We start from the raw sequence: 11,119 nt of genomic DNA on the forward strand, positions 1-11,119 counted from the left end.
GGAGCTGTGCCATAATCCTGTCAGGGACAGCCCCTATCCAATAAACCGATCGATCAGCTTGGCCAAAAACGCGACAAACATCCCCCCTGGATAAAGAACCAACAGGGAAAGAATCGTTCCGGCAAGTCGGCTCACCGCCAACAGAACCATGGATGATCTGACCACTCCCATGTCCAGTTTGCGATGAATTCCTTGATCCATAATCAGGGCTCCACGAGGGTCGACCAGGAACAGCAGGAGAAAAGCGGCCACCGCGTTGATTGCCCCCGACAAACTGCTTCCCAACAGCCGGATGTCCGGTTCGAACGCGCCCGCATAGTAAGCCGCAATGGAACCTACCGTAAACAACCCGTACAGTACGGCGTTCAAGATGATCATATCCTTCGGCACGCCTTCCCAGCCTATTCCCTTCCACATGCTCCATTTCGGCGCTCTCCAGCAACCGGCCAATTCTTTCAAGCCCTGTTTGCTGAAAAAGAGGGATTTAAAAACCCGCATGGAAGTTTCGTGCTTCTCCATTTGCTGGATCCCAAGCTCATAAAACCTGTCGGTTGCAGGTAACAGCAGGATGGCGGCCGCTGTTCCAACAGCTGCACCCAACAATACGAATTCCAGCGCAAAGAACGGATCTGTCCCCTGTTTGGCAGCCGTTTCCACAATTCCCGCTATCAGCGGCAGATAAAGAAAAGTGGTCATTCGGGAACCGAATGTCAGCATGGCAAACAGCGAGTTGGCAACCGCCAGCTGTTTCGTCCTGACCCCCGCCAATCTGGCCGCATACGCGGTTGTGTCTATAAAGTTAGTCACGGCGATCATAACAAAGATAAACAGCAACAAGCCGACCTCAAATTGGCCGCCGGTGACACGCTCCATCCAATCCAACGAATTCACTCCAACCTAACAATGATCCACAAATGTCTTAAATAATTGATAAAAAATCGGGTGCCGGCGCCACATATTCTCCGGGTGCCACTGAACACCCACCACATACCGATGAGCAGGACTTTCAACCGCTTCTATTACACCGTCCGGTGCGGTTCCCGATACGACAAATCCCGGTGCTGCATCCTTGATCGATTGATGATGAAAGCTGTTCACCCGGATCTGTTTCTTCCGGAAGATGGAGGCCAACTTCGTCCCCTCTTCAATCATCACCTCATGGGACGCATGCCAGCGGGGCGATTTTTGCATATGCTGAAGGACTTTTCTTTTCTGTACCGCCAAGTCCTGATACAAACTTCCACCAGCCGCCACATTCAGTACCTGCATACCCCGGCAGATGGCAAAGATCGGCTTGTCAAGCTGCAGGAAGGCTCTGGTCAGTTTCCACTCCATCTCGTCCCTCACAGGTGAAACTTCCCCCAGTTGGGGGATCGGTTCCTCCCCGAAGTAGGAAGGGTCCAAATCCACCCCTCCCGTCAGGAGCAGACCGTCCAACTGATCGGCCAACGTCTGGATCTCATCCTCTTCGGTCATCATCGGCAGCACCACAGGCATAGCGCCCGCTTGCAGAATGGCTGACGTGTAATCATCGCCCGCAAAGATCCCTTCAACACCCGAACGCAACGTCAAGACGGAAGCGGTAACTCCGATTCTTTTGCGCATAGGACCCTACCTCCAATACTCCAGATTCTTCCATGCAAGCGAAGGCCCTTTGGTTATCATCCTATGCACACGACATCCGGCAAGGTTCTCCGCTCGGGCTATTCCGCCCAGCTGTCCAGATAGCGCTTCTGCTCTTCCGTCAGTTCATCAATCCCGATACCCCAGGTCTTCAGGCGAAGCTTTGCCACATACTCATCGAGATGATCCGGCACCGAGTAGACCCTGGGTTGAAGTTCAGCCCGGTTCTCAACCACATGACGAAGCGCGAGCGCCTGCAGGGCGAATGTCATATCCATCACTTCTGCCGGGTGGCCGTCTCCTGCAGCCAGGTTGACCAACCGGCCTTCTGCCAGCAGATAGACTTTGCGTCCGTCGGCGAATGCAAACTCTTCAATGTTGTTGCGAACCGTTCGCACTGTTTTTGCCATGCCGTGCAGGTCGTTCTTGTTGATCTCCACGTCAAAATGACCGGCATTGCAAAGTACGGCCCCATCCTTCATTACATAGAAATGTTCGGCGGTAATCACATCCTTGTTTCCCGTAACGGTGATAAAGAAATCCCCCACTCGGGCAGCGTCAATCAGCGGCATCACTTCAAATCCATCCATGACCGCTTCCACCGCTTTGATCGGGTCGATCTCCGTTACGACAACCTTCGCTCCCAGCCCCTTGGCACGCATGGCAACACCTTTGCCGCACCAGCCATATCCGACAACTACCGCCGTCTTGCCGGATACCACCAGGTTGGTAGTCCGCATGATTCCATCCCAAACGGACTGACCTGTTCCGTACCGGTTGTCAAAAAGATATTTGCAGTACGCATCGTTTACAGCCATCATTGGAAACTGCAGCTTGCCTTCCTTCTCCATGGACCGCAGCCGGAGGATCCCTGTTGTCGTCTCCTCGCAACCGCCAAGTATAGATTTGGTCTGGTCCAACCGCTCACTGTGCAGAGTGGCTACCAGATCGCCCCCATCGTCAATGATGGCATCCGGTCGGAAGTCAAGCGCCATGTTGATGTGCTTCTTGTATTCCTCCATGCTGGCTCCGTACCATGCATATCCGTAGATCCCGCCATCTACCAGAGCCGCAACCACGTCATCCTGCGTAGACAAAGGATTGGAAGCCACCACCGCCACTTCCGCACCTCCCGCGTGAACTACCTTCGCCAGGTAAGCTGTCTTGGCCTCCAGATGGAGACATATGGTAACCTTCTTGCCTCGAAAGGGTTTATCCTTCTCAAACTGGTCTTTGATGCTGTTCAGCAGGGGCATGTGGGCAGCCACCCAATCAATTTTCAGCTTTCCCTGGGGGGCCAGTTTCAGATCACGAATTTGTGATTCCGCCGCTGTGATTGACACCGTTCCATCACCTTTCCTTATGTCGCTGAATGGTCTTTTCCTACGGGTAAATTGTCACTTCGTATCATACCAGTAAACAAAGCCGTCCGCCAGCCTCCAGACACAGGCTCCAACGAACGGCTTTCCTTCCATCGGGTAAGTAAGTCTTTCCGGCCCGCCACCGGGGACACGCAGGACAAACTTTATTAGCGGGTATGAAGTTTCTCCAACTGTTCCAGGAACAAGGGATTCAGAACTTTGATGTATGTCCCTTTCATGCCGAGCGAACGGGATTCAATGACCCCCGCCGATTCCAGTTTGCGGATGGCATTCACAATAACCGAACGGGTAATGCCAACCCGGTCGGCCACTTTGCTGGCAACCAGCAGCCCTTCGTTTCCTTCAAGCTCCTGGAAGATATGATGAATCGCTTCCTGTTCAGAGAAGGACAGGGACTCCAGTGCCATTGAAACCACCGTGCGGTTTCTTGCCTGCAGCTGCACTTCTTCCTGTTGAGCCCGCATGATTTCGATTCCGACAACTGTTGCGCCGTATTCGGCCAAAATCAGATCGTCGTTGGTGAATTGTTTGTGCAAGCGCGCAAGCAGCAATGTGCCAAGACGTTGTCCGCCTGCACGGATCGGAACGATCGTGAGGTTCTTTTTCTTGAACACTTCATTCTCTTCCTTGGAGAATACATAAAAGGGCTCTTTATCTTCAATGTTCTTGACAGTTTCGTCAATTTTCAACAAGCTTTCATTGAAATTCCCCGGAAACCGTTTTTCTACATTCATAATCTGGTTCCATTCCAGGGTCAATTCGTATTCAGCCACCCCGTAACCGAGGATGTTGCCATTTTTCTCTACGATGTAGACGTTTGCCTTAATCATATCACTGAGCATCTTGGCCAGTTCTTTAAAGTCCACACCTTGCAAAGCCGATTTTTGCAACAGTCGATTAAATTCCTGGATTTTTTCCAAAAGAGGCAATTCAGTCACCTGCTTTTCCTATTTATTAAGTTCTGTACACCATATATAAAGTATTCCAAAAAAGAAAAAAATTCAAGTATTTTTCTCGAAATCTTCGAAAATTAACAAAATGTTAAAAAAGACTAACCAAATGTAACAACTTCGACAAATACCGCCAATTTTCGATATCAATTCTATGATATACCGCTCTTTTCCAAAATTCAACCAGCTTAGTGATCGCCGTGGTTATTCCTTTTAGGATTCGTGATTTTCCAGCCTTCCTGCGGATATAACAGGTATTTGACCTCCACCCCGTCAAGCCAATCCATTTGCCGCTTGTCCACAAGCACTTCAAGTCCTCCGACATCCACAACTTCATCATGCCCGGTTCGGGTGGACAACACCAATCCGTAATGCGCATGATCGCCGTGCACATGATCCACCATTACCCGTACCATCTTGCCTTCCCCATTGGGTCCGTCGAGGGCTTCCTGCATTTTTCGAACAGCCAGTTTATTGAATGTAACATCAGCCATGTCTGTTTCCACCTTTCATTTTCCGAAAACTCATTATAGACAATTATTCACACAGAAACAAGAAACCAAACAAAACACCCTCAGCGAGGGCGCTTACTCTCATTACTGCAATTGTACCTGCCCGTTTCCGTCAATGGACATCTTATATTCTTTGAACACTTTCTCTTCCCCGGTGTTGGCGTTGCGCTGGACTACCTGCACCGTTCCGTCACCGCGAACTCTCGCCAGATACTCGTACCCAAACGCTGAGAAAAAGGAATGCTGGGCCAATTCGGTGTTTTTCAATGCGTCCCAATTCATATTCAATTTGTCTTTTTGAGCAAGCAATGCCGCAAATTGCGGGTTGTTCGCCTTAAGTATGTCCACCTGCTGCTGGATGGCCACCTGCAGTTTGCCTCTTACTTCCGATTCGGCCGCTTCCTTGACCTGGTTTATTTTCTGATCCACCGCATTGATTCCCGTGCAGCCTGCCAGGGCAAACGAGAGAACCAACAAGCCGAGTATCTTTTTCATTTTCCTACTCCTCCTTTGACAAGGCCTCATGAATCCGATCTTTGAGAACTTCCACAATGCGCGGGTCGGGCCCTATCGGCTGTCCGAACCGCATCGTCATGCCTCGATAGTTGGCAACTTCCTCTTCGACTATGCGCTCTGCCTTTCTTACCAGGTACCCATCCGACAAGAAATAGGGAACTGCCAATAAGCGGGTTACCCCTTTTTTCACACAGGTCAGCACCCCGGTGGGAATGTCAGGCGGTGTCGTGTCGAGGAATGCCACTTCTATCACTTCAATGTCTATGCGGTGGCGGATTTCCTCCGCCAATTGATACAAGCCCGCACTGGCATTCTCCATTGTGGAACCGTGCCCGATTATGAGAATCCCATCCATTCGTTTCCCCCCATAATCAATACGTTCAGATTTTATGAAAGTTCCGTTTTATGCTGACATTTTTCTGGCGGACTGCCAGCAGCACCAACAAGATGGCGCCAATCAAGGACGAAAAGGCGAAATAACGGTATGTTGAGAAGATCCCAAAATGATCCAACAGCCACCCGGCAGCATAGCTGGCCACCATTGTTCCGAGTCCGTTGGCAAATGCGGCATATATAGCCTGCGCTGTAACCTGTACCTCAATGGGCGTATTCTCTCTGATATAACTTGCAGCAATGGGCAAAAACAGTCCGACTGAAATCCCTTGCAGCAAAAAAAGTGCAATGACCATTCGGGGAGAAGGCTGCGATGCGTAATAATACCAGCGAATAGCCGACACGGTTCCGGACAGGACGATCAAGGAAAGCATTCCGTAGCGCTTGGCAAACCTCCCGGCTACCCTCATAATGGGGGCTTCCGATCCCGCAAACAAGAGAAATGCCGTGCCAACTCCGGCCACCGCACCGCCGATTGCCGTATAAAACAGTGAAAAATAGGAATTATTCGCATTGATCGGTCCGAAAATCAAGAAAGCGGCAACCAGGAACACAATGTATTGGGGGATTCGCAAAAGCTTGCCCAACCCCGACCAGATGCTTGTGGACAAGGGCAATCCCTGGTGGGGAAGTGTAATCGCTATTCCGACACATATTAGGAAAGCTCCCCCGTACAGGTAGAAAATTGACTGCAGTCCGACTGCTTCCGACAAATGTCCCGCAACCCACACTGCAATCGCAAAACCGAGGGCTCCGTAAAGCCGCACGCTTCCGTAATCCCCTTTGACTTTCTGCACATGGGATAGTGTCACCGCGTCAATGATCGGCACAATCGCACTTTGAAACAAAACCAGAAACACATACAAAATCAGAAATGCTCTAAAAGTGTCTGCTACGGTAAACAGAAGTCCGGATACTGCTGCCAGCGTCAGTGTCAGAACCAGGATTTTTTTCTGCGCCTGAAACCGGTCGCTTACCATCCCCCAAAAGGGCTGCACCAGAATCGACACAATCGGGCCTGCAGCGAGCAAGGTCCCAATCTGCATCCCTGTCAGACCAAAGTCCTTCAGATACAGTGACAGCAAGGGAAGGTGCGCGCCAAACCCAAAAAACAACAAGAAGTAAAAAGCGCCAAGGCGGTAAGTGATGGTTCGCATATCTCCACCCTTTCAATTCCTCTTCCATTGTAACGAATCACTTGAAAAAAGAGAAGAAAATCCCCTGCGAAGCGGCAAACAACCACTAACACAGGGGAGAATGTTTCAGTCTGTCGTATGGGAGCGGTGATCCTTGTATCTAAGCGCGGGCTTTGATCCTGTCCACAATGCGTTTCATGCGGTCATAATAGGCAAGCAGCGCAAGCCGCTGTGTCTCTGCCTCCGAAAGTGACGGACGCAAGTCGCGAATGCCCCAGTAGTCGATCAGGATATCAATCACCTGGTTGAAGTAGTGCACGGGGCTGTAGTTGGCATGCTTGGCGATAATGCGTTCCCGTTCTTCAAAATCGGGCATAACGGCTCCCGGCATCCTGAAATCCTTGATTACGGCAGCCACCAGGCTTACATAATTGGGTTCCAGCTCCAGATGAACCTTCACCGCATCCCGGTAGAACGTGTAATGAAGTGTCTCATCTTTCGCGAGTCGGCGCAATAAGGCGGACAGTTCCGGATCATGCGGCTGGGCCGCTTTTGCCACGTTCATGTAAAACACCATCGTGGCCAGCTCCTGGATGGTGGTATAAATCATGGTTTCTATCGGCGTCTCGTAGTCCGGTTCCCAGCCCTGTTCCACCACTTGTTTGCGAATCCTGTGCAAATCCGCCGGATTCCCGTTGCGTGTGACAATCAGGTATGTTTCCAGCAAAGTGCTGTGCTGGTCTTCCTCCGCCGTCCAAGTGTGAACAAAATCCTGAAGCGGCTGAAAAGATCCCTTGAAGGTGGTCTTCAAACCGCTGGTAAACCACGGCAGGTTCACCTCGGTCAGCATTGCGGTCTCAATGGCAACGTAGATCTCATCAGGAATCTTTCTCTGTTCCTTTGCCCAGGGTTCTGTTTTGAAACTGCGGCCTTGTTCCCAAGGAATATATTCGTGATAGCTCCAGTCGATATTGCGGGCCTGTTCGCGGTGGCGGACAAGCAGTTCCCGCAATCGGGCTTCCAGGCGCGGGTTGGCGTCTGACAATAGAATCATATGGCTTTTGCAGGCTCCTTCCAAGTTCTGTTTCTCTCTCGACTTCATCCATCATACCCTATCCGTCCGCAGAAAGACATGGATACAGATGGAAAAATCAAAATTTTTCACATAATTGGTATCTGGTCCCGAATGGTGTAGACTGATTACGATTACAGCGAAAAGGAGTGGCAGCATGCTGATGAAACCAAAACCACCTTCCGAGTCCCGAACGGAAATGAACGATATTATCCTGCCCGCCCAGACCAATAACCATGGAACCATCTTCGGCGGTGAAGTCATGTCCTATGTGGACCGTATTGCGGCTATCGCAGCCACCCGACACTGCGGCAAAAGCGTGGTCACCGCTTCTTTTGACAGTCTGGATTTCCTGGCTCCGATCCGGCTGGGCGAGATCATTATCCTGCGGGCTTCCGTCACGTGGACGGGACGCACTTCCATGGAAGTGATGGTCACCATTGAAGGAGAGAATGTCGAGCGAGGCGAGCGGCGGGTTACGGGCGTCTCTTTCCTGACTTTTGTCGCCATAGATGAGAACGGGCGTCCTACGGAAGTTCCCCCCATTCTTCCGGAAACAGAGGAAGAGAAATACCAGTTTGAACTGGCGAAGAAGCGGGCCGCTCACCGCAAACGCCGCCGGGCAGGGTTTGATTTCTAAAAAGCCGTTTCCCGTAGAGACACCCTGCCGGTGCGGTCTCACGGGAAACGGCTTTCATTCTGCTTGGCTTATACACTTGCCAGTTGTTTCTTTAAAATTTCGGGTACTTGCGAGATGGCACCCGGCACCTTGGATGCATCACGTCCGCCCGCCTGGGCGAGTTCCGGTCGCCCCCCACCGCCGCCACCGGTAATGGCGGCCACTTCCTTGACAATCTTGCCTGCTTGCAGCCCTTTTGCCACAAGATCTTTCGTAACGGCGGCCACAAAATTCACTTTGCCTTCATTGGTTCCGCCAACGACCACGACTCCCGAACCGATCCGGTTTCGCAGATCTTCCGCTACATTGCGCAGTCCGTCCATGTCAAGGCCGGACAGTTCTGCCGCAATGTAGGGAATGCCTTCCATCTGCTGCACCTTGTCGACCAATGCCTTCACTTCATAAGAAGCGAGCTTTCCTTTGAGAGATTCAATCTCCTTCGAGAGTTCTTTGACATTGGACTGCAGTACGTCTATCCGGAACGGAATGTCATTGACGCTGGATTTCAGCTTTCCGGCCACTTCTTCCAGCAGCCTGGTTTGCTGCTGCATATACTCGTAAGCTCCGCGTCCGGTCACAGCTTCCACCCTGCGAATGCCTGCGCCGATGGACGATTCGGAAACGATTTTAAAGATGCCGATCTCCCCGGTACGGGCCACATGGCAGCCGCCACACAGCTCGACCGAATAATCGCCAGCTTTAACCACACGCACCACATCTCCGTATTTTTCGCCAAACAAGGCCATGGCTCCCATTTTCTTCGCCTCGTCAATCGGCATCTCACGGATTTCAACCGGCGTATTGGCCCAGATCTGTTCATTGACTTTCTGCTCGACCTGAGCAATCTCTTCCGGTGTCATGGCGCTCAGGTGGGAGAAGTCAAACCGCAGGCGGTCCGACTCTACCAAAGATCCCGCTTGCGCCACATGCTCACCCAGTACTTCCCGCAATGCCTTGTGCAACAGGTGCGTGCCCGTATGGTTCTTGATGATGTCGGCTCGCTTGTCCGTGTCAATCGATGCTTCCACCGTATCCATCACGTTCACTTCACCCGAAATCACTTTAACCTTATGCAAATGGTAGCCGTTCGGAGCCTTCTGTACATCCATTACCTGCAGCTGTGCCTTTTCACCGACTGAGATAATCCCCTTGTCTGCTACCTGGCCGCCCGACTCGGCATAGAACGGGGTGTGGTCGAGAACCACTTCGACTACGTCCCCTTCGTGGGCCGATTTTGCAATCTCCCCATCTTTAATAATTGCCAGTACGATTCCGGACGATGCCGTTTCCGTATAGCCGACAAACGTGGATGCCAGTTCGCCCAGTTCTTCGAATACGGTGTTTTGCACCTGCATCGAGGATATGTCCTTGCGTGCGGCCCGGGCCCGTTCCCGCTGTTCCTGAAGCGCTTTTTCAAATCCTTCCCGGTCAATGGTCAGGTGGTTCTCGTAAGCGATGTCCTCTGTAAGGTCGATTGGGAATCCGTAAGTATCGTACAGTCGGAACACGTCTTCCCCGGGAATAACGGTTTTCCCGTCAGCCTTGACCCGGGCGATCACTTCTGCAAGCAGATTTTCCCCTTCCTGCAGGGTTTCGGAGAAGCGCTCTTCCTCCGCCTTGATTACACGCTCAATGAATTCGCGTTTCTGCACTACTTCCGAGTAGTACATGCCCATGATATCGCCTACTACCTTAACCAACCGGAACAGGAACGGCTTCTCAATGCCCAGTACCTTTCCGTAACGGACTGCCCGGCGCAGCAGACGGCGAATTACATACCCGCGGCCTTCGTTTGACGGGAGCGCTCCATCGCCAACGGAGAAGGTTACGGTTCGTACATGGTCGGCAATCACCTTGAATGCAACATCCCATTCTTCCTTCTCACGGTAGGGTTTTCCGGAAATGCGGCTTGTCTCCTCAATGATCGGCAGGAACAGGTCGGTATCAAAGTTGGTTTCGCCGTTTTGCAGCAATGAGCAGAAGCGCTCCAATCCGGCGCCGGTATCGATGTTCTTTTTCGGCAGTTCGGTGTAGGTCCCGTCCGGATTGTGATTGAACTGGGAAAACACCAGATTCCAGACTTCAAGGAATCGGTTGCCTCCATCAAGATCCGGATGGAAATCTTCCGGCTGTCCTCTTTCCGGGTTGCGATCATAGAAGATTTCGGAACACGGTCCGCAGGGACCTTCCCCGATGTCCCAGAAGTTGTCGCTTTCCGTTCGGGCAATCTTCTCGGCAGGGATACCGATTTCCTCATTCCAGACCTTGAAAGCTTCGTCATCTTCATGATGAACGGTCACGTACAGACGATCCTTGTCAAAACCAATCCACTCTTTGGAGGTGAGGAATTCCCACGCCCAATGAATCGCTTCCCGTTTGAAGTAATCACCAATCGAAAAGTTTCCGAGCATTTCGAAGAAGGTATGGTGGCGGGCTGTCTTTCCCACATTTTCGATATCATTGGTCCGGATGCACTTTTGCGAGTTGGTCATGCGCGGATTCTTGGGAACCTCGCTGCCGTCAAAATACTTCTTAAGCGGAGCCATCCCCGCATTGATCCACAACAGGGACGGGTCGTTATAAGGCACCAGGCTGGCGCTTGGCACGATGTCATGCCCTTTGGATTCGAAGAAACGTAAAAACTTCTCCCGGATTTCGTAAGATTTCATTGTAATCCTCCTCGTATTGCTCATTAATGGTTTGTACGGAACTGGGCCTAACTTGCGGACTTGGCCCGATTTTCGGACTGGGCTCGTTTCGAAAATAAACATTCCTGTAGGTGTTAAGATTTCACCTTTGCCAAAACAGGAAACGCCTCGGTATGATGGGGGTGTCACGGGTCAGAAGCCCTTAAAC

General features: G+C 51.5%; 11 protein-coding genes. 1 reads left to right on the top strand and 10 read right to left on the bottom strand.

Translation table 11 applies throughout. The features are described 5' to 3' along the window. Positions 1-33 precede the first annotated feature (33 nt). The 9 genes from EFBL_RS02195 to EFBL_RS02235 all read right to left on the bottom strand — a co-directional run bounded on the left by EFBL_RS02195 (position 34) and on the right by EFBL_RS02235 (position 7,563). On the bottom strand, positions 34-873 hold the full coding sequence (locus EFBL_RS02195; protein WP_231705655.1) for a lipid II flippase family protein: 840 nt from the start codon (positions 871-873) through the stop codon (positions 34-36). 24 nt (positions 874-897) lie between these two features. Next, positions 898-1,605 carry a gamma-glutamyl-gamma-aminobutyrate hydrolase family protein gene (locus EFBL_RS02200; protein ID WP_096180504.1) on the bottom strand — a complete coding sequence of 236 codons (708 nt, stop codon included), beginning with the start codon at positions 1,603-1,605 and terminating at the stop codon, positions 898-900. A gap of 98 nt (positions 1,606-1,703) precedes the next feature. Next, on the bottom strand, positions 1,704-2,966 hold the full coding sequence (locus EFBL_RS02205) for an adenosylhomocysteinase (protein WP_172899622.1): 1,263 nt from the start codon (positions 2,964-2,966) through the stop codon (positions 1,704-1,706). 185 nt (positions 2,967-3,151) lie between these two features. Further along, a complete protein-coding gene (codY, locus tag EFBL_RS02210; protein WP_096180518.1) occupies positions 3,152-3,934 on the bottom strand; it encodes a GTP-sensing pleiotropic transcriptional regulator CodY in 783 nt (260 codons plus the stop codon). Positions 3,935-4,143: 209 nt separating this feature from the next. Beyond that, positions 4,144-4,449 (bottom strand): iron-sulfur cluster assembly accessory protein, encoded by a 306-nt coding sequence (locus EFBL_RS02215; RefSeq protein ID WP_231705652.1) that lies wholly within the window; start codon positions 4,447-4,449, stop codon positions 4,144-4,146. Between the two features lie 102 nt (positions 4,450-4,551). Next, a complete protein-coding gene (locus EFBL_RS02220) occupies positions 4,552-4,962 on the bottom strand; it encodes a hypothetical protein (RefSeq protein WP_096180506.1) in 411 nt (136 codons plus the stop codon). 4 nt (positions 4,963-4,966) lie between these two features. After that, the gene (locus EFBL_RS02225) at positions 4,967-5,338 is read right to left on the bottom strand and encodes a sirohydrochlorin chelatase (RefSeq protein WP_096180507.1); all 372 of its coding nucleotides are present in this window, start codon (positions 5,336-5,338) and stop codon (positions 4,967-4,969) included. A 25-nt stretch (positions 5,339-5,363) separates the two neighbouring features. Continuing rightward, complete coding sequence (locus EFBL_RS02230) at positions 5,364-6,533, bottom strand: MFS transporter (protein ID WP_096180508.1); 1,170 nt, start codon at positions 6,531-6,533, stop codon at positions 5,364-5,366. 139 nt (positions 6,534-6,672) lie between these two features. Beyond that, a complete protein-coding gene (locus EFBL_RS02235) occupies positions 6,673-7,563 on the bottom strand; it encodes an acyl-ACP desaturase (RefSeq protein ID WP_096180520.1) in 891 nt (296 codons plus the stop codon). Positions 7,564-7,747: 184 nt separating this feature from the next. Between EFBL_RS02235 and EFBL_RS02240 the strand changes: the two genes are divergently transcribed. After that, positions 7,748-8,224 (top strand): acyl-CoA thioesterase, encoded by a 477-nt coding sequence (locus tag EFBL_RS02240; RefSeq protein WP_096180521.1) that lies wholly within the window; start codon positions 7,748-7,750, stop codon positions 8,222-8,224. A 68-nt stretch (positions 8,225-8,292) separates the two neighbouring features. On the opposite strand, the gene alaS is transcribed toward EFBL_RS02240, so the two are convergent. Then, entirely contained in the window at positions 8,293-10,932 is a 2,640-nt protein-coding gene (gene alaS / locus EFBL_RS02245; protein ID WP_096180509.1) for an alanine--tRNA ligase, read from the bottom strand. Positions 10,933-11,119 lie beyond the last annotated feature (187 nt).

Source organism: Effusibacillus lacus (assembly GCF_002335525.1).
Lineage (GTDB): Bacteria > Bacillota > Bacilli > Tumebacillales > Effusibacillaceae > Effusibacillus > Effusibacillus lacus.

Bases quoted from the DNA above. Each gene is read 5' to 3' on its own strand.
- EFBL_RS02195 (WP_231705655.1), bottom strand. From the start codon at position 873: ATGGAGCGTGTCACCGGCGGCCAATTTGAGGTCGGCTTGTTGCTGTTT.
- EFBL_RS02200 (WP_096180504.1), bottom strand. From the start codon at position 1,605: ATGCGCAAAAGAATCGGAGTTACCGCTTCCGTCTTGACGTTGCGTTCG.
- EFBL_RS02215 (WP_231705652.1), bottom strand. From the start codon at position 4,449: ATGGCTGATGTTACATTCAATAAACTGGCTGTTCGAAAAATGCAGGAA.
- EFBL_RS02220 (WP_096180506.1), bottom strand. From the start codon at position 4,962: ATGAAAAAGATACTCGGCTTGTTGGTTCTCTCGTTTGCCCTGGCAGGC.
- EFBL_RS02225 (WP_096180507.1), bottom strand. From the start codon at position 5,338: ATGGATGGGATTCTCATAATCGGGCACGGTTCCACAATGGAGAATGCC.
- EFBL_RS02230 (WP_096180508.1), bottom strand. From the start codon at position 6,533: ATGCGAACCATCACTTACCGCCTTGGCGCTTTTTACTTCTTGTTGTTT.
- EFBL_RS02240 (WP_096180521.1), top strand. From the start codon at position 7,748: ATGAAACCAAAACCACCTTCCGAGTCCCGAACGGAAATGAACGATATT.
- alaS (WP_096180509.1), bottom strand. From the start codon at position 10,932: ATGAAATCTTACGAAATCCGGGAGAAGTTTTTACGTTTCTTCGAATCC.